Raw genomic sequence first — 25,242 nt, 5'->3', positions numbered from 1 at the left:
AATAAACAAATGATAGAAAATAAAGATAGTGAAAGAAAATTTCAAAATGATTTAGTCAACGCCTTGCAAGAAAACGGCTGAAGAAATATAAACAGGGAAATTAAACCAGTTTTAGAATCATGCACTATAGAAGATTTGTGAAATAACTTTTTTAAAATTGTTTATCGCAATAATAAGGATAGATTAAATAACATTGACCTTACAGATGGCGAAAAAGAGCAATTAAAAGAGAAAATTAAACAATGTAATAGCACAGCAGCTGCTAATAAATTAATAAATAGCGAAACAATTGCTATTAAAAGAGATAATAAAAAAGATACAGAAAAATATGGCAAGGAAATATATTTAAAAATCTTCAGTAGAAAAGAGATTAATGCTGGTGATTCAATTTATCAAATTGCCAAAGAAGTAGAGCTGCCTTGAAAAGCAGTTAACCGCAAGCATAGAGCTGATGTTATTTTATTAATTAATGGTTTGCCTTTATTCCATATTGAATTAAAGGCAAAAGGAATTAGTATATCAAAATCAATAACCCAAATTTCTAACTACATTAATTCAGGTGGTTTTGACGAAATTTTAAAACTAGTTCAAGTTAGTGTTGCTATGAATCCTGAAGAAATGAAATATATGCCAACAGATCATTCTGGTCAATTTATTAATGAACAATCATTTAGTTATTGACACGATGACCGAAACAATGTTTTAAGAGATTGAAGAGATGTTGTCAAACATTTTCTATCAATTCCAATGGCACACCGACTTATTGCTGACTTTACAGTTTGCCAAGAAAATGAGATTAATCCATTAATTTTAAGAAGCTATCAATTTCATGCAATTGATAAAATTGAAAGAAAGTTTAGAACGGATAAAAAAATTTTCTTTGACCCAAATCGTTCTGGATGTGCAAAAGTTGGTCATATTTGACACTCAACAGGTTCTGGAAAAACTCTAACTAGTTTTAAATTATCGCAATTATTACTTGAATGAAATATTGCTGATACAGTTGTTTTTGTAGTTGACAGAACCGAATTAGGGACACAAAGTTTTAGCGAATTTAGCAGTTTTAAAGGCGGAAAAGTCAATGTTGAAATAGCTTCATCAACTGATGACCTTATTTCTTTAATAAAAAAAGAAAATTTAATGAACACTATAATTGTTGGTTCAATCCAAAAACAATCTAGAGTAAATACAAAAAACTTTTCAGAAAGAGAAATAAACAGAGCGGCTTCACAAAAAATTGTCTTTATTTTTGACGAAGCACACAGAAGCACATCAGGTGAAATGATTAAAAATATCAACGAAACATTCCCTAATGCTGCTTTAATTGGTTTTACTGGCACACCACTTGGTAAAGAAAACTCAAAAAATGGTCTTGAAACTAAAGATATTTTTGGTGAACTCTTACACAGCTACACATTAAAGAATGGTATTCAAGATAAAAAGATATTAGACTTTAATATTGAATATAATATATTTACTAAATACATTGAAAGTGCTATAAAAAACATTAAAGAAAGTGCTATAAAATTCGTTAAAAAAGGTTTGTATACTGACAAAATTAGCAAAATAGTAGATAAATTAAGTCATTTTAGAGACCTTAATAACGATGATAAAAAAATTAATCGAGATTATGAAGATGATTTATTGAGGGGTGGGTACTATGATGATAAACGCTTTAAAAAATTGATTGTTGAGGATATATTAAACACTCAAGAATACTTTTTAGACGATAAACGCTATAGTGCTATATTTGCTGTTAAAAGCATTCCAGATGCTATTGAGTATTTTGAATTATTTGCAGAGGCTTGTGATAATAATGAAAAATACAAAGACTTTAAATTTACTGCTCTTTTTGACCAAAGCCTTGACCGCGAAGAAGAGTTAACAAAAACTGAATACAAAGCAGATGCTATTAATAATATCATTAATAGATATAACAATGATTTTAGCAAAGTAATAAATGTGAATGATAGTGCTCAATTTAAGCAAGATTTATCAAAAAGATTATCACGAAAAGGTAATTTTAATAACATTGAAAATAAAGATAAATTGCAACTTTTAATTGTAGTTAACCAGATGCTAACTGGTTTTGACTCTAAATATATTAATACAATTTATTTTGACAAGGTTATGACTTATGAGCATTTAATTCAAGCTATTTCAAGAACTAACAGAACACTTCCTGGCAAGGATTTTGGTAATGTAATATTCTATCGTCAACCCAACACAATGAACTACAACCTTGATAAAGCTCTAAGCAAGTATGCAGATATAAATATTGAATCAATACTTACTACAAGTTTTGAAGATCGTCTATTAAGCATCAATAATACATTTGCAGAAGTAAAAAAATTTTTCTTAATGTATAGTAAACACACCTGATTTGGCTCAATTTACCCCGAACAACACAATAATAATTTGCAATACACAGAAAACATGAGAAAAGCTAATAAATTAATAAATAAAATTATTAATGATGTAAGAGCAGCTAAGATTATGGGCTTTAGTTGAGAAAGAGCAAAAAATCCTAATGACATTTGTAGTACTATAACATATACAGAACATGATTTTGATGCGTTAGTTGCTAGAAACGAGGATATAACTCGCTATTTGAAAGAACATCAAAAAGAAAATCACGCTTCTGGCACTAAAGATGAATCAGATCCTCTAGAATTGCAAAATTTATCAACAGAATATAGCCCTTATCGGGAAAAAATTCCATTAAATTTAGCTAAACTTAATGATATTATCAAATTAGATCGCACAAGAGAACGCATCGTGCATGCAATTGCAAGTTTTACAGCTGAACACCAAGAAATATTATTGCGAATTTTAGAACCATATTTTAATAATCAAAAAAACTGAGATTATCTAGACATTAATGAAGAATTTACTGAAGCTATTTTAAATATCGAGAGTGAAATTCTAAAAGAATTTTGCAACGAGTGAAACTTTGATTCTAAAGCTATTAATAAAATCATTAACTCAACTGAACCAATCAATGTTAATAATAGATTGCATGATTTATGTGAAAAATCATATACAAATGAAATAAGGGAAAAATTTGCACTAAAACTAAATAGAAAACCAAAAAAAGCTCTGCCAGCAGACTTTATTTCGTTTGTTGAAAAATGAATCGAAGAACAAAAAGACAAAAAATAGCCACAAAAGTGGCTTTTTGTTTTTTATGGGTGTAATAATAATTTTTTAATTAAGTAGTGATATCGATCTCATTACTAAGTCAACATCTTTGTTTTCTAATTCATTAATAATATGTAAATAAACTTTCTCGGTGGTGTTCATACTAGCATGACCTAAACGCTTAGCTACTGAAGCAATAGAAACTCCAGCATAAAGCAATAATGAAGCATGAGTATGGCGCAAACCATGCACACTAATAACAGGAATGCCTGCCGCATTGCAACGGCGCATTAATACATCATTAATAGTTGAGTTATAAATACGCTCTTTAGTGACAAAAATCGGTTCATTTTCAGGCATATTTTTAATGATTCCAGAAAATTGACTTACTGTCATTCAGTCAAGTTGGATTTTTCTTATACTAGACTTGTTTTTGGTTGGCAGAAAGCCACCCTGCTCTTTATAATCCCAAGTTTTTGACACATTTAGAGTTTGCTTTGCAAAATCAAAGTCTTGTGGTGTAAGTGCCAATGCTTCTGAATATCTTAAACCTGTTTTAGCTATCAATAAAATAAGTCAATCCATATTGATAAAGTCTTTTAATTTTAAATTTTTAACTAATAATTGCAATTCAAATTGACTCAAATATTTAACTTTTTTCTTACGAGGATTTTTACCTTTAATTACCACTTTACGAGTAGGATCATTAGTCAAATATCCATCATCAAAAGCATCTAATAAACAACTTTTTAAATGATGATGAAAATCCATTGTAGTTTGTCTTTCATGAGTTAGTGCATACTCATTAAGTATGCGTTGATATAAAGTTCTATCCAAATCGCACAAACGTACATCTCTAGCAATTTTAATTATCCAATCTAATGTCAATTGATATTTTTTAAAACTTATTTTTCTTATTGAACCTTTTTTATATACATCAATTCAATTTTGAAAATATTTATATAAAAGTATTTCTGATTTTTTCATTTTACCTTTCTACACCCATATAAATAAATACTTTTTTATGTATAAAAATGAAAAAAATCAATAATAATGCTTACGCTGATGAAGGGTGATTGAGCTAAAAATTGACTCTAATAATGAAGCAATTTTTGTTTGCTCTTTAAATGACGGAGCATTAAGTATTGAATAATTTAACTCATCAAGATTAATTGTTTTACCAACTCTTAATCCGTATGTGAATGGAACTAATGATTTTATAAATGCTTCAGTTCTAAAAAAGTGTTTTCAGTATTTTGGGTTATTAACATTTTGACCAATTAGCCTTAAAACTATGTATGCTGGTGAAGTAATACCATCAAAATCTGAGAATGCTAAACCACTTCTAAAAGATGAGAGGTGAAGTATGAAATCATTTTTTAAAACTCGAACATAGTTCATTAAACTTGCATTTGATACGCTTACAGTATACCCTGTATCGATTCTGCGAAATACATCTCCAGTTACAGAAGCGGTTAAAGTTGGCATATTTGGATGACCTTTATCAACTATTTTAATTAGTAATTCATTAAACTTGTGTTGTTCTCAATCGTTAGTAAATTCTTTGAATCTAATGGCTGGTTTAAGGTTTTTTTCGTCTGCAAACATCTTTTCTAAGAGCATATTTTTAATGTTTTTTAGCTTTTCTAACTTACGCTGATGAAGGGTGATTAGGGAGTCTAATTCAATAAAAGTGTCCGAAATTTTTTCTTGTTCTATTAATGAAATTGGGCTTGTTATTTGAAATTTTTTAATTTCTGATTGGTGAATTCTCTTAGAACCAGTTCCGATAGAATATGATTCTTTAGATTTGTAATAGTCTGGTCTAGCAATAAACTGATATAAAAAATATTTATTTATATTTTCTATATTGAATGATGGAACATCACCAGATGTACATTTTCCGCTATAAATTGGGCTTATTAGTGCAATTGAACCATTAAAAAAGTTTTGCTTTCCATAAATTAATTGTCCCGCAAGCCTTTTATAGTATTGTGTTGCACCAAATGAAAACTTATTTCTATTGCCGCCAATTCTAATACCAGTTAAATTTAGTCCAATAGTTATTAAGTCATTTTCATCTTCTACTTCGACTTTTTCCAGGGGCGGATCAAATAGAAAATCTCCCAACCTTCTCTGTTCTCAATCGTTAGTAAATTCTTTGAATCTAATGGCTGGTTTTAATGATTTATGCATTTACAAACATCTTTTCTAAAAGCATATTTTTAATGTTTTTTAGCTTTTCTAACTTACGCTGATGAAGGGTGATTAGGGAGTCTAAATTTAAGAATGTGTTAGAGATTTTTTGTTGTTCATTTTTCGATGAAATATTAAGGTTCAAACTGTTCAGCATATCTAAAACAATGTAAGGTATACCCGAACCTCTAACTTCTTCTTGTATCTTTTTATTTAATGCATTTTTAATTGCATAATTTAAAAATATTCTATTTTCCGAAAACGCCTGTAAAACATATGTTCTTTGATACGCGTTGAATTGTCCTTCTGCTAAATGCATATATCCAACATTTGCTCCATTACCAGCAATCGTTATTGCTTCACCTGAAAAAGCAAACCTATTTATTTTATAAATTTCAACACCAGAGGTATAAAAATTATATTTTCCGCCTTTATCCATTGCATTTGCATCGAGTTTACCAGTCGAAATAATGCACATATCTCCCAACCTTCTCTGTTCTCAAGCGTTAGTAAATTCTTTAAATCTAATAGCTGGTTTTAGTGTTTTTTCGTCCGCAAACATCTTTTCTAAAAGCATATTTTAATGTTTTTTGGCTTTTCTAACTTACGCTGATTTTAAATGTATATCATCTTTAACCATATTTATCATTAATATTTATGTTGTAAACCACTTTTTTATTTAAAAGTTTTGGGAGTCTAAGCACAAAACTTTTTATTTTTAGAAGTTTTGGGAGTCTAAGCACAAAACTTTTTATTTTTAGAAGTTTTGGGAATCAAATCACAAAAAAATCATTATAAATTAATGAACAAATTGATGATGTTTAGTGCTACAACACAAACTTTCATACAATAAGTTCATTGAAAAAATAAGGATATTTAACAATATTTTTTAATTGCTTTTTTAGATTGATTTTTTATTTAAAATTAATAAATAAAAGGAGTAATATGGCTATTGGAATTGTCGCAGAATATAACCCATTTCACAATGGTCATATTCGCCAGTTAAATTGAATAAAAGAAAATTTTCCTAACGAGAAAATTATTGTTGTAATGACTGATAAATTCAGTCAGCGGGGCGAATTAACCATCACTAGCTTTGCTAAACGCAAAGCAATAGCAAAAAAATATGGAGTAAATAAAGTTTTGAAGTTAAACTTTAAACAAAGTGTTCAAGCCGCCCATATCTTTGCTCAAAACGCAATTAAGAAATTATATAAAGCGGGAGTTGATAAAATTGTTTTTGGTTCTGAATCCAATAATATTGAGCAAATGATTTTTATTGCCAAAACTCTTAAACAAAACCAACAAAATTTTGACCAAATCATTCGTAAATATATTCGTAAAGAGAAATTAGCATATCCTAAAGCTTTTAGCTGTGCATTGCAAGAATTAACAGGAAAAAACTTTACTATGCCTAATGATATTTTGGGTTTTGAGTATATAAAAACAATAATTTTTAATGACTACAATATCACTCCTTACTCAATAGAGAGAAATGTTGCTTTTCACAGTGAAACAACAACCGAAAATTATGCCTCAGCATCATTATTACGCAATAAATTACGCAATAATGAATCAATATCGCAATTTTCGCCAATGAAAATAAAGCGCCCACGCTTTATTGACAAATACTATAAAAAATTTATTAAGATTTTGACCAATACAAACATAAATAAATTGAAAAAGGTAAAACTGGTTTCTGAAGGCATTGAAAATTTATTACTAAAAAATGCTAATCAGCCTGATTATAATTCTTTTGTTAATGCTTGTGTATCAAAACGCTATACAGCAAGCAGAATTAAAAGAATAATTGCCTGAATTTTATGTAAAAAATGATAAAGGAGAAATATGATTGAAATAATTTTAGGAAACTACCAAAACATCAAACAAGCAATTTGTAATTTTGAACTTGAATTAGATGATGCCTGAGAAAAGGGTGCTAATGAAGTTGAAGTAAAATTTATCGACAATGAAGATAATGAATTATATCACCAAGTTATAAAATATTTAGATGAACATAGCGATGAATTTGGATACAAAATAATCAAAAAAGCAGAAAAAATAATAGTAAGTTTCGTTATTTAATTTTACTAATTCAATTGTTTTTTTATTGGTATACGCAAAATAATTAATTTTATAAAATATTTAATAAAAGTGTTAAAATATAAAAGCAATATTTAATTGCAGAAAGTAGATAACATCTCACCTGATGGCCATAGCCTTGGGTTTCTAGCTACAATTAAAATCTCTTTTGATCGTAGTTTAGAAGTGGGATACCACTTTTATTTTTACATTTATCTATTATTTAAGGAGTTAATTATTCAACCAACAAATACTAAAAATAAAAAGCCAGCAGCTGAACACATGATTAACGGCAATATCCCTTTTTCAAAAGTCTTTTTAATTGGACCTGAAGGGGACAAAATTGGCGTTACACCAACTCGCGAAGCAATCGAGATTGCTAGAGAGTACAGAATGGACTTGGTTTTGATTAGTGTAGAACCAAAACCAATTGCCAGAATTCTAGATTATGGCAAATTCAAGTATGAAAGAAAGAAAAAACAAAAAGCCGCTAAAGAAAAGCAAACCGTAATTCAAAACCGTCAAATTCGTTTGACAGTTATGATTGGCGAACATGATTTAAAAACTAAAGCAAGAAAAGCTAGAGAATTTTTACTTGACGGAGATAGACTAAAAGTTAGTTTAAAATTCCGTGGTAGAGAAGCTGCTAGACCAGAATTAGGTCATGACACATTAAATAGATTCTATGCTTTACTTGAGGATATAGCGGAAATCACTAAAGAAGCAACATTAATTAACGGTAAATTCCTTGACTTTTATTTACAACCAAATAAAATTAAAGTTGCTAAATACAAAAAGGAAAACAACATAGTAGATAAAAACACAGAACAAAATAATTCTGAGTCAGATTCTGATGAAAACGACAAAGAATAAAGGAGTCAATATGCCTAAAATGAAGACAAAAAGCGCTCTAAAAAAACGTATCAAAATTACTGGTACAGGTAAGGTTTTAAGAGAGCAAGCATACCGTTCACATCTAGCCCAAAATAAAACCACAAAACAAAAACGTCAAGCACGTAAATCTGTTCAAATGCACGCATCTGACATCAAAAGATTTAAAGGTCTATTTTAATAGATTTTATTCACAATTCACAATAAAGGAAGAAGGAAATTATGAGAGTTAAAGGCGGAACAGTTACAAGAGCTAGAAGAAAAAAATGACTAAAATTAGCTAAAGGATATTTTGGACACAAATCAATAGGTTACAAAGTTGCTAAACAAGCAGTTGTTAAATCTTGAACATATGCATTTAGAGACCGTAAACAAGTAAAACGTAACTTTAGAAAACTATGAATCGCTCGTATTAATGCTGCTACTAGAGCAGAAGGCGTTTCATATTCACAATTTATTAACGGACTTAAAAAAGCAAACATTACAATCAACAGAAAAATGCTTTCAGAGTTAGCAATCAACGAACCTAAAGTATTTTCAAACCTTGTTGAAATTTCAAAAAACGGTAAATAATCAATCAAACTCAGTGCTCTGAGTTTTTTTATTTTCCGTTTTATTAAACCTATATTCAACTATTATTTCATAATATTTCCATTATTTTTATTCAATTAATCTGTCTGAAAACGTGTAAAAAATAAGTTAAATGATTTTTTAATATAATTAAAGAAAGAATTTTTTAAATTTCAAATTCCTAGGAGATTAATGAACAAATTTAAATTAATGCTGGCAATTAGTCCCATTGCTATTATTTCAACAAGCATTGTTTCAATATCATGTAAAAAAGTTGAACAAACAAAAAATCCCGAAAAACAAGTAACAATCCCAGAAAATAATCCTCAAAATAATACAGGCTCAACAGGAACTACAAACACTGCACAAGTTACTAAAAAGACAAAGCAACCTTCAAAAACTCAAACTATTCAAAGTGAACCAAATTTAAGAAGCAAAGACCCTAAATTTGCTGAAATTGCTGAAAAACAGAATCAAGGATTAATTCTTGTTGAAGGTTTTAAAGGAAATGTTCTTGAAATTTTAAAAACAAATAAATTATTTTTTGCTTTCTCTAAAAAAGGTATTATTTATGCTCCAGAAAAGCCAAAAGGCAAAGACGGGTGAGCTGCTGCTAAGCTTATTTTTAGACTTAGAGATCAAGGTGAATTCAATTATGCTAACCAGTCAATGAAACAAGGCGATAAAAAGACAAATGATTTAATTGATTTTAAAATTAATGAAAATGAACTAACCATTTATTACAAAGTTACTAAATACAATGGCAAAAATAAACCGCCTTACGTTAGTGAAAATGTTTATACTTCAGTATTTAAACTTGAAAAAAATCCAAATGGAATTGAAACTCATCAAGACGATTTTCCAGTAGACCAAGATCCAAATAATGACCAAGGCAGCACTTCAATAAGCAATGTTGAAATTAATCCAAAACATGAAAAAAGCTCTAAAATTGTTGCAAAATCAATCAATGAAGCAAAACAAGTTGAATATACAAATAGCAACTTTTATGCATCATTAGAAGGCAAAAGTGGTCAAGCATTAATTGACGAACTTTTCAAAATTCAAAAAGCGCATAGAGACAAAACAGGGGGCTATGATCAATTACACACTACATATCGTGATTCATTTGTAGATAAATACTATGAAAATGATGGTAGCGTTCTTGACATATACACTGAAATTCCGAATGGAAACGACAAATATAACTTTGAATTTGGTAAATATTCAGATACAGGAAATAGAGAAGGTTCGGGAATGAACAGAGAGCACTTAGTTGCTCAGTCATGATTCAATAGAGCGGCACCAATGAAAAATGACGCACACCACGTTTGACCTTCTGATAAACAAGTAAACGCACTTCATAGCAACTTTCCATTCGGCGAAGTTAAAAATGGCAGAACAATTTCAAGCAATGGTACAAAACTTGGTGCGGGAGTCGAAGATGGCGGGCAAGTTGTTGAGCCAAATGATGAATTCAAAGGCGATATTGCAAGAGCGTTTTTATACTTTGCCCTAACTTATAAAGACAAAAACATCAGACACAATCAGCCAGCGCAAAGATTTTTTGACCAAGGCAACAAAATCAATAAAAATTTCTTAAAAACAATGCTTAAATGACACTATCTAGATCCAATTTCACAATTTGATTTAGACAGAAATAACGGAATTTACAAACACCAAAAAAATCGAAACCCATTTATAGACTACCCAGAATTAGTTGATGTAGTGTTTAACGGAAACACGTCATATGTATTTACTAATAAAGGATTAGCTAAAACTTTAATTTTCTAATCCAAAGCCTTGTAAAATCAAGGCTTTTTTCATATTTTTTTCCTTTTTTGAGCAAAATTTATCATGTTGCATAATTTTTAGCGATGAAGAAAAAAGTGTGAGTATTAGGCGGATTATTGGCGGTTGGGTTATTTAGCATATCGCTTTCTTTAACCTTGGACCAAAGAGGGACATATTTAAAATCTGCAAACAAGTCAAAAACCTTGAAAATAAAAATTTATGGCGCAGTTAATAATCCAGGTGAATTAGAGGTTAATTTTGGTGAAAAATTGTATTCAATTTTAAAAAGAGCAGGCCCTAAACATAATGCAAATTTAAGCAAACTAGATTTTGATTCAAAAATGCTAAAAATACTGAAATCTATATCCCTTATGACTTGAATAAAGGGGCATTTTTAAATTGAAAAGAATTAAATAATATAAATCAATTAACTTTATACGGGATAACTAAATCAACTGCACAAAAAGTATTAAAACTAAGAAAAGACAATGAATCAATAACGTGACAGCACTTAGAATCATTAAAAGGCGTTGGCCAAGCAACTCTAAAAAAATTACAAAATATATTAATAATATAACTAACATATTAGTCATTTTAAGCCCGCTAATATTACATTTAGCATTGACCAAAAACCTTGAAACTCAATACTTTTGGATATTTTTATACATATTAAAATGTCTATTTATTTTTGCTTTTTTTCCTAAAAAAATAATTTTAATTTTAATTATTGCTAGCTTTTATTTTATTAAAAAATTTATTGATAAACCTCAACAAATCGAGTTAGGTCATTATGAAATGAAAGCATATGTGGTTAAAGCAGGAGAAAAATATGCCATAGTAAATGTAAAAAACAATAATTTTTTAATTTATTTGAACAAATATGTTACTGCAAATCCACTTCAGGTTGGTCAAAGTGTCGAAATTAAAGGGAATATAGACGCATTAGAAAATATAAATAATTTTCATATTGCAAATAATGTAACAAATATAATAAATAAAGCAGTAGTAACCCGCATTTATTCAGCTAATTATTCATTCTATAATTTAATTGAAAATTTAGCTTCTAGAGGTAGTGAATTATTCCAAAAATATTGAAAAATGATTGTTTTTGGTCAAAACACTCATTCAAGAGACATACTTAAAAAATCCGCCCAAATCAACATAGTTCACCTGCTTGTTATTTCGGGATTTCACATTGATATATTATTCAATTTATTATTTGGACTTATCAAAAAAATAAAAAACAAATTTGCATATAAACTATTGAATATACTTACTAATTTAATTATTTTTTACTATGTTTGTGCACTTTCAAGTTACATTCCAGTTCTTAGAGCCTATTTATTTTATATTTTTAGAAAAAAATTTAATTTAGATAGCTTTAAATCACTTGCACTATGTGCCCTGGTTACTTTTACAATTAATTTCAATAATATAATTAGTGAAAGCTTCATTTTGTCATATACCGCAACACTTGTTACTATATTAATTAATAAAATTTTCAATAATTACAAATTAAAAAATACATTCTTAAAATTTCTTATAATAAGCATTACTATGTATATTTTTATGATTATGTGGTCAATAAAATTCAATAAACAAATTAATTTAATAGGAATTATTTATTCATTTTTCTTTGCTTTAATCTTTGAATTTATCTATCTTTTTTCAATTTTATTTTGATGAAGCCCGCATTTTTTACATTGAATATATTTTGCTCTTGACTGATTAATTAATATTGCCAACTTTTTATCAATAAATATTGTTACAGATTGGCAAATTTCTAATAAAACTATACTAATATGAATTATTTTTTATAACCTACTTTTACTAATAACACTTATTTTAAGCAAAAAACGAAAAATAAAAAATTAGCAGTTTAATTGTTTGAGTGCTAAATTATGGTAAAATTAACTTATATATCGAAACATTCGAAAGGAATTATTATGGCAAAAGAAATTATTATTGGTATAGACTTAGGTACAACAAACTCAGTTGTTTCTATTGTTGATAATGGAACTCCTGTTGTACTTGAAAACTTAAATGGTAAAAGAACTACTCCATCTGTTGTTTCTTTCAAAGATGGCGAAACAATCGTTGGTGAAAATGCAAAAAACCAAATTGAAACAAACCCAGACACTATTGCTTCAATTAAAAGACTAATGGGTACAAATAAAACAGTAAAAGCTAATGGAAAAGAATATAAACCAGAAGAAATTTCTGCGATGATATTAGCTAACCTAAAAAAATATGCAGAAGAAAAAATTGGTCACAAGGTTGATAAAGCAGTAATTACTGTTCCCGCTTATTTCAATAACGCACAACGCGAATCAACCAAATTAGCAGGTAAAATTGCTGGTCTTGAAGTATTAAGAATAATAAATGAACCTACCGCCGCAGCACTTAGTTTTGGTCTAGATAAAACTGATTCAGAGAAAAAAGTTTTAGTTTTCGACCTTGGTGGTGGAACATTTGACGTTTCAATCTTAGAATTAGCTGATGGAACATTCGAAGTTCTGTCAACCGCCGGTGATAATGAGTTAGGTGGCGATGACTGAGATAACGCAATAGTTAATTGACTAGTTGAAAAAATTCAAAAAGACCACAATTACAACGTTAGAGAAAATAAAATGGCGATGGCTCGTCTAAAACAAGCAGCTGAAAAAGCAAAAATTGACCTTTCTTCATCAATGATGGCAAATATTTCACTTCCTTTCTTAATTTTTATTGAAGGGCAAGCACCAATTAACGTTGAAGCTTCTTTAAAAAGAAGTGAATTTGAGCAAATGACATCTCATTTATTAGAAAGAACAAAATCACCAATCGATAGAGCTCTTTCTGATGCTAAATTATCGATTGCTGATATTAGTGACGTTTTACTTGTTGGTGGTTCAACAAGAATGCCAGCTGTTCAATCATTAGTTGAAACAAAATTAGGCAAAAAACCAAACAAATCAGTTAACCCTGATGAAGTTGTGGCAATGGGAGCTGCTATTCAAGGTGCTGTTTTAGCGGGTGATATTAATGATATTTTACTTGTTGATGTTACTCCTTTAACATTGGGTATTGAAACAGAACACGGAATTGTTGCACCATTAATTGAAAGAAATACACGTATTCCTATCACAAGAACCAAAACTTTTACAACTGCAGCAGATAATCAAACATCTGTAACAATTCACATTCTTCAAGGTGAAAGAAAATTAGCAAAAGACAATAAAGCACTAGGTACATTTGACTTAAACGGAATTGAGCCAGCCCCAAGAGGAGTGCCACAAATTGAAGTTTCATTCACAATTGATGCTAATGGTATTACAACAGTTTCTGCAAAAGATGTTAAATCTGGTAAACAAGAAAGCAAAATTATTGAAAATTCATCAAAAATTAGTGATGCTGAAATAGATAGAATGGTTAAAGATGCCGAAGCAAACAGAGAAGCAGACGAAAAACGTGCCGAAGAAATTCAAACAATTGTTCGTGCTGAAACTCTAATTGCAAAAATGAAACAATCACTTGAAGAAAATAAAGACAAAATAAATGAAGAACAAACAAAACAAACTGAAGAAAAAATCGCTGAGCTTCAAAAACTTCTAGATGATAAAAATTACACAGAACTTAAAACAAAACTTGATGAAATCGATAAAGCATTTGAATTAATTGCTCAACAAATGCAACAACAACAGCAACAAAACGACCAAGGCTTTACCGAAGAAGATGTTAAAAAATAATTAAAGAAATGCAAGTGTTAACACATTTGCTTTTTTTAATTATTTTATTGAAAATTAACTCTTACTAATTCAATTACAAATGGTTTTTTTAGGAATTATTAAAATTTATAATTTTTATACAAAAAAAATTCTTTATTTATTAAAATATTAATATGAAAAATTTAGCTAATGAATTAAGGCCAAAAACTCTTAGTCAAATTATAGGGCAAGAAAATAATGTTAAATTATTAAGCAAAATTGTAGAAAATAAAATTTCCACAAGCTTTATATTTTATGGCGAATCAGGAACTGGTAAAACATCAGCGGCTTGTGCGCTTGCCAATGATATGAATTTAAAATATGCCTTATTCAATGCAAGTATTGAAAATAAAAATAGATTATTAGAGTTACTTCAGGACAATCAAATAATAATAATCGACGAAATACACAGATTAACTAAAAATGTTCAAGATGTTTTATTATCATATTTAGAATTTGACAAAATAATTATTTATGCAACAACAACCGAAAATCCTTATTTTCGAGTTAACCCCGCTCTAAGAAGCAGAATGCAAATACTGCGATTTGACAAATTAGACGAAAAACAAGTGTATTTAGGCATAAAAGATGTAATTAAAAACTACTTTCCAGAGTTAAAAATAAATAACGAAAACATTGAAAAACTTGTTAAATATTCATCAGGTGATTATCGATTCTGCTTAAATAATTTACAAATGTTAGCCCTTTTAGGAAAAGACAAAGAAATAAATGAACAACTTTTAAAAACAATAATACCAAACATCAACTTTTATTCAGACATGAATGGTGATGCACATTATGATAATCTTTCAGCATTTCATAAATCGTTAAGAGGTTCTGATGTTGATGCATCGCTTTATTATGGAGCTTTAATTTTAAAAACAGGCGATTATCAAGGGCTTTTTAGGCGCATAACTTGTGTTGCTTATGAAGATATAGCGCTCGCTGACCCAAATATAGCACTTCGTGTTGAAGCGGCGCTAAACGCAGTTGAGCGCTTGGGATTTCCTGAGGCAAATTTACCAATATTTTATTTAATTTGCTATATGGCATTGAGTCCAAAAAGTGCAAGTACATATAAAGCAATGAAAAATGTTCAATCATACATTGAACAAGGAAATGTTTATGATGTGCCAAAAATATTAAAAGAAGCACACTATTCCTCAGCAAGCAAACTTGGTAATGGAGTTGGTTATAAGTGACCACACGATTATGAAGGCAACTGAATTAATCAAAATTATTTGCCAAAACAAGTAAATGAAAAATTTTTCAAGCCTGATTGAAATGATATAGATAAAATTGTTAATTATTACAAAAGCATTGAAACAAGGAAAGGTAAAAAATAATGAAAATAATTTGAGAAGAAATCAAGAGTTTTGAAGACTTAAAAATTGCCAAAAGTAAAGTATTTTCAAAAGAGGGCGACATTTTTGAACTGCAACAAAAACTTAAAACTGCCTCAATTGAAGAAAAAAAACAACTAGGTCAAAAAATCAACCAACTCAAAAATGAATATGAGGCAAAATTTAAAGAAATTGAACTAAAACTAGAAAACCAAAAAATTGAAAAATTAGTAAATGAATCATTTATTGATGTAACTAAACCTGTTAATGCAACTGGTTCACTACATCCAATAACTATTATTGAAAATCGACTAAGAGATTGATTTATTCAAAATGGTTATTTTGAATCAAAAGAAGGCGAAATTGTTTCAGATTATTACAACTTTGAGAAACTAAACATGCCATCAGACCACCCGGCAAGAGCAATGCACGATTCATTATACTTAAATCCAACAACATTATTACGAACTCACAATACTGGAATTAGTGCACTTGAACTTGAAAAAAACGCGAATAAGCCATTAAATAATTTTGCTATTGGAAAAGTTTATCGAAATGATGAGGATGATGCGACACACTCACACCAATTTACGCAACTAGATTTTGTAAGTGTTGGTAATGTTTCATTCCCTAATTTAATTTGGACTCTTAAATCACTTTTGAGTTATGTTTTTGAAGAAGAATTAGAATTAAGATTGCGCCCAAGTTTCTTCCCTTTTACTGAGCCAAGTGTTGAAGTAGATATTTTTTATAAAAACCGTTGAATCGAAGTGCTAGGAGCTGGAATGCTGCACCCAAATGTCATGAAATTAGCTGGCTATGACAATAAAAAATACAATGGATTCGCTGCTGGAATGGGTATTGAAAGGCTAGCGATGATTAAATACAACATTAAAGATATTCGGGAATTTTACAATAATGATTTGCGAACACTTAAACAGTTTTACAAAGAAAAATAAATTTTATGATTTTCTTGAATATGAGTCAAAGCAAGATTATTTCAAATTAATTTTAGAAAAAGTTGATAAGTCAACTAAAAATAATGTTATTTGACCAAAAAAATCAGATTGATTTAGAGCTCTAACATTTTTTGAACCAAATGAAACTAAATTAATAATTATTGGTCAAGACCCATATCACAATCCAAATCAAGCTGATGGCTTAGCGTTCAGCACAAGATTGCAAAAATGCCCAAAAAGTTTAGCTAACATAATTAAAGAAGTTAAAAAAGATTATCCAAACAGTATTTTTGAAACTTATTCATTGGATTTTTGAGCTAAACAAGGAGTTTTATTAATCAATACTGTTTTAACAGTCGAAGAATTTAAGGCCAACTCGCACAAGGATATAGGTTGACAGCAATTTGTTTTTAAATTAATTGAATTTATTGCTAATATAAATCCGAATGTAATTTTTGGATTATGAGGCAAGCAGTCTTATCAATTTATAAAACCTTTGATTGAAAGCAGCAAAGTTAGTGAAAATCAAATAATTTATACCTCACATCCTTCACCACTATCATATGCACGCACTAATCAATCTTTTAAAGACTCAAATTTTTTTAGAAAAGTAAATAATAAATTAACCAAATCAATTGATTTTTCAATTAGAAAGGAAAAATAATATGATTATTACCCTTAAAGAATTAAATAAATTTATGCCCAATATCAAGCTTGATTTATCAATCGAAAAAGTAATTAACAATCTTGGCTATGAAGTTGAAAGCATAACACCTTTAAGCGATGTTAAAGGTGTAAAATTTGCAAAAGTTATTGATGTATACCCTAACCCAAATTCAAAAAATCTAACGGTTGTTGAACTTGAATTAGCAAACAATGAAAAAATAACAATTCAAACTAATGCTAAAAATGCAAAAGTTGGCGCTTACACAACTGCATTTGTTGTTGGTTCACAAAAAGGTGAAATAGTTTTTGGTGCTAAAAAAATGGCTGGCATTGAATCACAAGGAATGCTATGTAATTTTTCAGAATTAGGTTATGATATTTCAAAATTACCTTTCAATCAAGAAGATTTAATGATGCTAAATCAAAAATTGCCTCTTGACAAAGACCCAGTTGAATATTTTGACCTTGATGACTATATTATAGATATAACAACTCCAGCAAATAGACCTGATGCTAATTCATATTATGTTCTTGCTCAAGAAATTGCCGCATATTTAAATACAAAATTTGACTGATTCAATTGAAAAAACAAATCAATTAAGCCAAAATTCAAATCAACAATTAGTGTTTCAAGGAAAAATTGCAATTCATTATCATTTTTAGATGTACATGCAAAAAACAAAAAAAGTTCACTTAAAGATATGTTATTTTTAGCAAAACATGGTGTTGAAGCTAAAAATATTTGACCAATTGATATTACAAATCTAGCTCTTATTTACACTGGAGCCCCCACTCATGCTTATGATAAAGATAAAATTGGTTCAAAACTAGGTTGTGAAATATTTACTGGCGAAGTTTGTCTATTAGGCGATAAAAAACAACATGTAAACAATGTTTTAGCAATAACAAATAAAAAAGGACCTATTTCATTAGCTTCTGTTATGGGTCTTGAAAATACAAAAGTTGATGAAAAAACTGAAAATATTACCTTTGAAATTGGTTCTTTTGACTCGAAAATAGTTAGACATGGAGCAAAGGAAATTAAATTTGATACCGCTTCATCAATTCAAGCCGGACGTGGTGTTAACAGTCAGATGGTTCGTTTTGGAATGCAATATTTACAGTATAAAGCTCACCTTGATAAAGTTAAATTCAGCAATATTGTTGGAATGCCTTCTGAAAAAATCGGTAATTCAGTGTTGCAAAATAGACACAAATTAGCACTTTATGCCAACTGCGATATAAGAGAATTATCTCGTTTTGATGAGGTTGAACAAAAATTAAAAACTATTGGTTTTCGAATGGATAAAAACAGATTAATTGCTCCAAATTATCGAAAAGATATCAATAATTATGAGGATATCATTGAAGAATACTTTAGATTTTATGGATACACTAATTTTGAACCAATTGCACCAACATTACTTCCATTCAAAGTAGACCGAAGAGATATTAGTAAAAATCTGCTTCAATCAATGGGCTACAATGAGATAAGAACCTTCACATTAGAAAGTGAACAAACCAACTTTTTAAACCCATTTAATTTCCCAAATACAATTAAATTACAAACGTTTGTGTCAAAAGAACGCGAACAAATTAGAAACTCAATAATATCATCAATGATTCAAGCTGCCGACTATAATTTAAAAAGAAAAATTGATAAGTTTTCATTTTTTGAATTTGGAATGATAAATAATAATAAATATACAATTGGCCTTATTTCAAATATTAAAGATTTCTATGAAATCAAACAAGACATCATAAATTATTTGAAAAATAACGAAATTGAATTTATTCCTTTCAAAGATAATGAATATATTCATCCAAATACATCAGCAAAAATTATGCTTGATGGCCAGATGATTGGTTGAATTGGTCAGATTCATCCAAAATACTCACAACACAATTTATGAGTAGCGGAATTTATGGATATCAAAAATAAAATTGACATTACTTTTGAATCATATAATCAGTCGCCTCTTAAAACCATTGATATAACATTTGAACTAGATATTAAGGCAAACATATCATCAAAAATCGATGAAATCAAAAATAATTTTAATATCTTCTCAATTTACCAAATCGATTCATATTCAATTGAAAACGTCAAAAAAATAACAATTAGAATTTGTGCAGATTCAACAACAATTGAAAAAATAAATGAACAATATAACTAGGAGTCAACATGTACAAAAATATTAAAATTAAAGATAAAGAAATTCAAAATGCAATCAATGCTGAAAAAAGAAGACAACAAGACCACATCGAACTAATTGCGTCAGAAAACTATGTTTCTAATGATGTTCTAGCCGCAGTGGGCAGTGTTTTAACCAACAAATATGGTGAAGGATATCCAGATAGAAGATATTATGGGGGTTGCGAACATGTTGATAAAGTTGAAAAAATTGCAATTGATAGACTAAAAAAATTATTCAATGTTAAATTTGCCAATGTTCAACCTTATTCAGGTTCAGTAGCAAATGCGGCGGCACTAGCTACGGTTGCTAAAACAGGTGATAAAATAATGGGTCTATCATTAAATTCTGGAGGACATTTAACTCACGGTTATAAAATTAGCTTTAGTGGGATTTTTTACAATTCAGTTTCCTATGATGTTGATGATAATGGGGTATTGGATTATGAAGCAATTAAGCAATTAGCTATTAAAGAAAAACCTGCTGTTATTATTTGTGGGTATTCTGCATATCCAAGAATTATTGATTTTGCGAAATTTAGAGAAATTGCCGATGCTTGTGGAGCAAAATTAATGGCTGATATCGCGCATATTTCGGGATTAATTATTGCTGGCGTACACCCAAGTCCCGTAGGTTATGCAGACATAATCACTTCAACAACACACAAAACACTTCGTGGTGCTCGTGGCGCAATAATAATGACAAACGACGAAGAAATTGCTAAAAAAGTCGATAGATGAGTGTTCCCTGGTTATCAAGGCGGTCCGCTTTTCCACGCAATTGCTGGAAAAGCAGTGGCTTTTGGCGAAGCACTAAAGCCAGAATTTAAACAATATGGTAAAAATATTGTTGAAAACGCCAAACAATTTAGTGAATGATTTTTGGCAAACAACATTGAAATAGTATCAGGCAAAACTGAAAACCATTTATTCACAATCAATGTTCATAAAAGTTATGGAATAACTGGTAAAGAAGCTGAAAATTTACTAGGAAAATTCAACATAACAGTTAATAAAAATACAATTCCAAATGATACATTAAGCCCAATGATTTCTTCGGGAATACGTATTGGCGTTGCCGCAATGACTTCGAGAAACTTTACAAAATGAAATGAGTTAGCCCAAATTATTCACGTGATTCTTTCAAATGGCAATTCGATATTGAAGAATTCAGAACTTAAAAAACAAATTAAACAACAAGTTAAATTACTAACAAAAGAATTCCCGCTTGTTGGTGAATATTAAAAACTTGATTTTTAAACTTAAAAATAGTCAAAAAAGCGTTTTTTGTTAATTTCGCTTTTTTTATTTGATTAATTAGTTATATAATAAATTAAAAATTAGAAAAGAGGTTATTATGAATAAATATGACATTGTAATAATAGGTTCGGGCCCTGGGGGTTATCCGTTAGCAACTTTATTGGCTAAAAAAGGCAAAAAAGTTGCGCTAATTGAAAAAGACCAGCTAGGTGGAACTTGTATTAATGTTGGTTGCATACCAAAAAAATCATTGGTAAAAACTGCCTATGTTTTAGACACTATTTCACATTCGCAAAAATTTGGGGTTGAAACAAATTTAGTAAATATTGATATAAAAGCGATTCAAAACAGACGTCAATTGATAAAACAAAAAATGAATAACAACGTTAAAAATCAATTGAATTTAGCAAATGTTGACATTTATAATGGCACTGCCAAATTAATTGACCAAAACACTCTAATAGTCAATGAACAACAAATCCAATTTGATAAAGCAATTTTAGCAACTGGCGCAAAAAGTCGTGAAATTGATTTGCCGGGAGCTAATAAAGCAAGAGAAAAAAACTTTTTAATAAATTCAAATCAAGCATTAATTATTGATGAAAAAGTCGAATCTTTAACAATTATTGGTTCAGGACCAGTTGCTCTAGAATTTGCTTATATTTATTCAACATTAGGAACTAAGGTAACAATCCTTGATGTTAATGAATTTATGGGTAAACATGATATAGAATTATTAAGCGCCATTAAACAATATTTAACTAATAGAAATATAGAAATTATTGACAATGCAAAATTAATCAAATTTGACGAAAATGAATTATTTTACAATTCAAATGGTCAAGAAAAATCTATAAAATCTAGCAAAATTCTAAGTGCAATTGGTAGAGTTGCAAACTTAGAAGCAATCGGAAATGTTGGCATTGAATTAAATGAAAAAGGATTCATAAAAGTCAATGATTCTATGCAAACTAATATAAAAAATATTTATGCACTTGGAGATGCTACTGGATTAATGATGCTTTCATCTGTCGCTTATAAAACAAGTGATATTATTGCAAAACATATTTTAGGCCATGAATTTGAAACCTTGAATACTAATTTTGTTCCTTGGTCAATTTATTTAAATCCTGAAATTAGTGGAGTTGGTCAAAGCGAAAAAGAATTAACTGCTAAGAATGTTGAATTTGAAGCAATTGTTTTCAATGCTAGTTCATTACCAGGAAACCTTGCAAACGGTTCAATAAATGAGTTTGATTTTATTAAGTTTTTAATTGACAAAAAAACAGGATTGATTCTCGGAGCTCAAATGTTTTTAGAAGGTTCTAGTCTAATTATCAACCAAATTGCACAAGCAATGCAAATGGGTATCAAGTTTGCTGATTTGCAAAAATTCACATTTACTCATCCGACTGTTACTGAAGCAATATACTATTTATCTAAAGCACATTATTTTGCAAAATAAACAAAAAAATCCAAGCCCTTAGGTTTGGATTTTTGATTATAACTAGTATCCCTCTGTTGATTCTTTGTCTTCGATAATTGCGATTGAACGACTTGTACCAAATCTGTTTGCGCCTGCTTCAACCATAGCAATCATGTCTGCTTTGTTGCTAATTCCACCAGCAGCTTTGATTAAAAGTTTGTCTCCACAAATTGATTTCATGATTTTAACATCTTCTAAGTTTGCGCCACGAGTTGAAAAGCCAGTTGATGTTTTAATGAATTCAGCACCTGATTTCATAACAATTTCTGTTACTTTTTCAATTTCTTCTTTTGTTAAAAGAGCTGTTTCAACAATAACTTTTAATGTGTTTGCGCCACAAGCTTTTTTGATTTCTTTAATGTCTTCAAGAACATAGTCATAGTCGCCTTGTTTCATTCTACCAATGTTGATAACCATGTCAATTTCATCGGCTCCAGCTTTGATTGCTTCTGCAGCTTCAAATGCTTTAACATTGGTTAGACAAGCTCCTAAAGGAAAACCAATTACTGAGGTAATTCCAACGCCACTACCTTGAAGTTTTTCTTTTGCATATGAAACTCATGATGAGTTAACGCAAATTGTTTTAAATTTGTATTGAATTGCTTCTGCAATTAATTTGTCGATTTCAGCAACAGTTGCATCAGCTTTTAAAAATGTATGATCAATTAATTGATTGTAATTCATTGTGTGCTCCTTAATTATGATAATTTATCAATTATTATTTTATTTTCTACAGTGTTTTTATTAAATTTGTATGCTGGCAATAGTTCGTCAGCTAATTTTGGATCAATTGGATTTGATGAATATAGAGTAAATAAAACATCGCCTTTTTTTACCAATTCATTCGTTTTTCTATTCAATGTGATTCCTGCATCAAAGTCAATATCATCTTCTTTTTTAGCACGACCAGCGCCTAATTTCATTGCAACAACACCAAAAGTTAATGAGTCAAAAATTTCTAAATAACCGTCTTTATCTGATATAACTTCATATTTGTGTTTAGGTTTTCAAAAGTTGGCTTGGTCTTTCAATGCTTCAACATCTCCGCCTTGAATTCTAATCATTTCATAGAATTTTTCCAATGCTTTTCCGTTTGCAATAACTTCATCTACACGTTTTTGAGCTTCATTGTAGTCTGAACAAATTTTAGATTGTAAAAGAATTGTTGAACAAGATGACTTAACAAGTTCATTAAAATCAGCGGGTCCATTACCTTGAAGTGTTCAAATTGCTTCTAATACTTCGTTTTTATTACCAATTTCACGACCAATTGGACGATTCATGTTTGTTATTTCTGCTCTAACATCAACATTTAATGATTTACCGATTTCAATCATTGTTTTTGCAAGCTCAATGGCGTCTTTTTCATTTTTCATAAATGCGCCATTGCCACATTTAACATCTAAAAGAATTGCATCAGAACCAGTTGCAAGTTTTTTAGACATTATTGAAGATGCAATAAGAGGAATTGATTGAACACAGTTTACAACATCTCTTAGTGCATAAAGTTTTTTGTCAGCAGGAACTAATTTACCAGTTTGACCAATAACAGCAATTTTATGTTCACTAACTTGTTTGATGAATTCTTCTTCACTTAATGCGATTCTGAATCCAGGAATTGATTCAAGTTTGTCTAAAGTTCCGCCAGTGTGGCCTAATCCTCTACCTGACATTTTAGCAACAGGTGCTCCGCAAGCTGCAACAATTGGTGCAACTGCTAATGTTGTTTTGTCACCAACACCACCTGTTGAGTGTTTGTCAACTTTTATACCCGGAATTGAACTTAAATCAATAACATCGCCTGAATGCATCATTGTTTTTGTGAATTGTGCAATTTCTTGTTTAGTCATCCCGTTAAACATAACTGCCATTATAAATGCAGCCATTTGGTAATCGGGGGTTTCGCCACTAACATATGTGTTGATTAAAAACTTAATTTCTTCATTGGTTAGCTCTTTATTTAGCCGTTTTTTCTCAATTAAATCTACTACACGCATAATACTATAAAATTCCTAAAGCAACTTTCATCATGTTTGTAAATGCTGTTTGTCTTTCTTCTGGGGTTGTTTCTTCGTGTGTTGCTAAGTTATCTGAAACTGTTAACAAGCATGAAGCATTTTTACCTAATTTTTCAGCATTTGTAAATAGTGCCAATGATTCCATTTCAACGCAAGTTGATTGTGTTTCTTGAACTCTTTCTTCAAGTGAAAGAACTGAATAAAATACGTCTGATGAGTGAACTCTTCCTTCTTTTAGTTCAATGCCAAGTTCTTTAGCTGAATCTTTTAGTTTTTGGTTTAGTTTTGCAGAAGGCAGTGCAATATTTGACGCAAATTCTTTACCTAAAACCATTCTTCTAAAGTGGTCACTATCAGCATAAGCTTCAGTAGCTAAAACTGTGTCATATAGAGCTAATTCTTTAACATAAGCTCCTGTTGAACCAATTCTAATGATGTTTTCTACATTGTAAAAAGCAAATAATTCGTAACTGTAAATTCCAATTGAAGGACATCCCATACCTGAACCAGCAATTGAAACTTCTTTACCTTTGTATGTTCCTGTGTAAATAAACATGTTTCTAACTGTGTTTACTAATTTGTATCCTGGATCTAAGAATATTTCGGCTATAAATTTAGCTCTTAAAGGGTCTCCAGGCATTAAAACTGTTTTCGCAATTTCGCCTTGTTTGGCATGAATGTGTGGTGTCATAATCTCTCCTTTTTTAGTGAATATTTGATATTTGAGTGAAATCTGATCAAGTGAGATTTATATATACTTATAATCAAATAATATTTAATATAAATATAAGTTAAACTTATGAACATATTTTAGCACAATTACACAAATTTATAAGTGTATAAAACGTACAAAAAAATAAAACAATGCGACTTGGCAATGTTTTATTTTTTTACGAATT

23 protein-coding genes are annotated in these 25,242 nt (G+C 29.6%); 17 read left to right on the top strand and 6 right to left on the bottom strand.

The window, feature by feature from the left end; genetic code table 4:
• Positions 1-9 precede the first annotated feature (9 nt).
• Positions 10-3,162 (top strand): HsdR family type I site-specific deoxyribonuclease, encoded by a 3,153-nt coding sequence (locus tag MBVG596_RS00715; protein ID WP_096385651.1) that lies wholly within the window; start codon positions 10-12, stop codon positions 3,160-3,162.
• Between the two features lie 45 nt (positions 3,163-3,207).
• Here the strand turns inward: MBVG596_RS00715 and MBVG596_RS00710 are convergent, their stop codons facing one another.
• The 3 genes from MBVG596_RS00710 to MBVG596_RS00700 are packed head-to-tail and all read right to left on the bottom strand — an operon-like array spanning position 3,208 to position 5,914.
• Positions 3,208-4,128 (bottom strand): site-specific integrase, encoded by a 921-nt coding sequence (locus tag MBVG596_RS00710; protein WP_096385648.1) that lies wholly within the window; start codon positions 4,126-4,128, stop codon positions 3,208-3,210.
• Positions 4,129-4,137: 9 nt separating this feature from the next.
• A complete protein-coding gene (locus MBVG596_RS00705; RefSeq protein ID WP_096385645.1) occupies positions 4,138-5,337 on the bottom strand; it encodes a restriction endonuclease subunit S in 1,200 nt (399 codons plus the stop codon).
• The gene (locus tag MBVG596_RS00700) at positions 5,330-5,914 is read right to left on the bottom strand and encodes a restriction endonuclease subunit S (protein ID WP_225247176.1); all 585 of its coding nucleotides are present in this window, start codon (positions 5,912-5,914) and stop codon (positions 5,330-5,332) included. The genes MBVG596_RS00705 and MBVG596_RS00700 overlap by 8 nt, the downstream gene beginning before the upstream one ends.
• A gap of 368 nt (positions 5,915-6,282) precedes the next feature.
• Here MBVG596_RS00700 and MBVG596_RS00695 point away from each other — a divergent pair, with 368 nt between their 5' ends.
• The 16 genes from MBVG596_RS00695 to MBVG596_RS00620 all read left to right on the top strand — a co-directional run bounded on the left by MBVG596_RS00695 (position 6,283) and on the right by MBVG596_RS00620 (position 22,304).
• Positions 6,283-7,176, top strand: coding sequence for a nucleotidyltransferase (locus MBVG596_RS00695; protein WP_096385640.1), 894 nt, complete (start codon positions 6,283-6,285; stop codon positions 7,174-7,176).
• Between the two features lie 9 nt (positions 7,177-7,185).
• Complete coding sequence (locus tag MBVG596_RS00690) at positions 7,186-7,422, top strand: hypothetical protein (protein WP_004419197.1); 237 nt, start codon at positions 7,186-7,188, stop codon at positions 7,420-7,422.
• 279 nt (positions 7,423-7,701) lie between these two features.
• Positions 7,702-8,292, top strand: coding sequence for a translation initiation factor IF-3 (gene infC / locus MBVG596_RS00685; protein ID WP_148664025.1), 591 nt, complete (start codon positions 7,702-7,704; stop codon positions 8,290-8,292).
• 10 nt (positions 8,293-8,302) lie between these two features.
• Positions 8,303-8,491, top strand: a complete 189-nt coding sequence (gene rpmI / locus MBVG596_RS00680) for a 50S ribosomal protein L35 (RefSeq protein ID WP_004419201.1) — start codon at positions 8,303-8,305, stop codon at positions 8,489-8,491.
• A 41-nt stretch (positions 8,492-8,532) separates the two neighbouring features.
• Positions 8,533-8,883, top strand: a complete 351-nt coding sequence (rplT, locus tag MBVG596_RS00675) for a 50S ribosomal protein L20 (protein ID WP_004419203.1) — start codon at positions 8,533-8,535, stop codon at positions 8,881-8,883.
• Positions 8,884-9,072: 189 nt separating this feature from the next.
• Positions 9,073-10,671, top strand: a complete 1,599-nt coding sequence (locus tag MBVG596_RS00670; protein ID WP_225247175.1) for an endonuclease — start codon at positions 9,073-9,075, stop codon at positions 10,669-10,671.
• An 83-nt stretch (positions 10,672-10,754) separates the two neighbouring features.
• Positions 10,755-11,069: a hypothetical protein gene (locus tag MBVG596_RS00665; RefSeq protein WP_148664005.1), complete on the top strand. Its 315-nt coding sequence runs from the start codon at positions 10,755-10,757 to the stop codon at positions 11,067-11,069.
• Positions 11,048-11,248, top strand: coding sequence for a hypothetical protein (locus MBVG596_RS00660; RefSeq protein ID WP_096385634.1), 201 nt, complete (start codon positions 11,048-11,050; stop codon positions 11,246-11,248). Before MBVG596_RS00665 ends, MBVG596_RS00660 begins: the two co-directional genes overlap by 22 nt.
• A complete protein-coding gene (locus MBVG596_RS00655) occupies positions 11,173-12,546 on the top strand; it encodes an MAG0480 family ComEC-like protein (RefSeq protein ID WP_416373316.1) in 1,374 nt (457 codons plus the stop codon). The genes MBVG596_RS00660 and MBVG596_RS00655 overlap by 76 nt, the downstream gene beginning before the upstream one ends.
• Before the next feature lie 71 nt (positions 12,547-12,617).
• Positions 12,618-14,399 carry a molecular chaperone DnaK gene (gene dnaK, locus MBVG596_RS00650; protein WP_096385628.1) on the top strand — a complete coding sequence of 594 codons (1,782 nt, stop codon included), beginning with the start codon at positions 12,618-12,620 and terminating at the stop codon, positions 14,397-14,399.
• A gap of 152 nt (positions 14,400-14,551) precedes the next feature.
• Entirely contained in the window at positions 14,552-15,763 is a 1,212-nt protein-coding gene (locus MBVG596_RS00645; RefSeq protein ID WP_096385625.1) for an AAA family ATPase, read from the top strand.
• Positions 15,763-16,719 (top strand): phenylalanine--tRNA ligase subunit alpha, encoded by a 957-nt coding sequence (gene pheS / locus MBVG596_RS00640; protein ID WP_096385622.1) that lies wholly within the window; start codon positions 15,763-15,765, stop codon positions 16,717-16,719. The genes MBVG596_RS00645 and pheS overlap by 1 nt, the downstream gene beginning before the upstream one ends.
• On the top strand, positions 16,679-17,383 hold the full coding sequence (locus MBVG596_RS00635) for a uracil-DNA glycosylase (RefSeq protein WP_096385619.1): 705 nt from the start codon (positions 16,679-16,681) through the stop codon (positions 17,381-17,383). Before pheS ends, MBVG596_RS00635 begins: the two co-directional genes overlap by 41 nt.
• A gap of 1 nt (position 17,384) precedes the next feature.
• Positions 17,385-19,562: a phenylalanine--tRNA ligase subunit beta gene (locus MBVG596_RS00630; protein ID WP_096385616.1), complete on the top strand. Its 2,178-nt coding sequence runs from the start codon at positions 17,385-17,387 to the stop codon at positions 19,560-19,562.
• 8 nt (positions 19,563-19,570) lie between these two features.
• Positions 19,571-20,824, top strand: a complete 1,254-nt coding sequence (gene glyA / locus MBVG596_RS00625) for a serine hydroxymethyltransferase (protein WP_096385613.1) — start codon at positions 19,571-19,573, stop codon at positions 20,822-20,824.
• A gap of 112 nt (positions 20,825-20,936) precedes the next feature.
• Entirely contained in the window at positions 20,937-22,304 is a 1,368-nt protein-coding gene (locus MBVG596_RS00620) for a dihydrolipoyl dehydrogenase (RefSeq protein ID WP_096385610.1), read from the top strand.
• A gap of 42 nt (positions 22,305-22,346) precedes the next feature.
• Here MBVG596_RS00620 and deoC read toward each other — a convergent pair whose 3' ends face one another.
• The 3 genes from deoC to deoD are packed head-to-tail and all read right to left on the bottom strand — an operon-like array spanning position 22,347 to position 25,034.
• Complete coding sequence (deoC, locus tag MBVG596_RS00615) at positions 22,347-23,009, bottom strand: deoxyribose-phosphate aldolase (protein WP_096385607.1); 663 nt, start codon at positions 23,007-23,009, stop codon at positions 22,347-22,349.
• Positions 23,010-23,023: 14 nt separating this feature from the next.
• Positions 23,024-24,322, bottom strand: coding sequence for a pyrimidine-nucleoside phosphorylase (locus MBVG596_RS00610; protein WP_096385604.1), 1,299 nt, complete (start codon positions 24,320-24,322; stop codon positions 23,024-23,026).
• A 4-nt stretch (positions 24,323-24,326) separates the two neighbouring features.
• Complete coding sequence (deoD, locus tag MBVG596_RS00605) at positions 24,327-25,034, bottom strand: purine-nucleoside phosphorylase (RefSeq protein WP_096385601.1); 708 nt, start codon at positions 25,032-25,034, stop codon at positions 24,327-24,329.
• Positions 25,035-25,242: the final 208 nt, after the last annotated feature.

Source organism: Mycoplasmopsis bovigenitalium (assembly GCF_002356075.1).
Classification (GTDB): Bacteria; Bacillota_I; Bacilli_A; order Mycoplasmatales; family Metamycoplasmataceae; genus Mycoplasmopsis; species Mycoplasmopsis bovigenitalium_A.
Note: the sequence above shows the minus strand (reverse complement) of the source record. Positions and strands in the feature narration are given on the sequence as shown.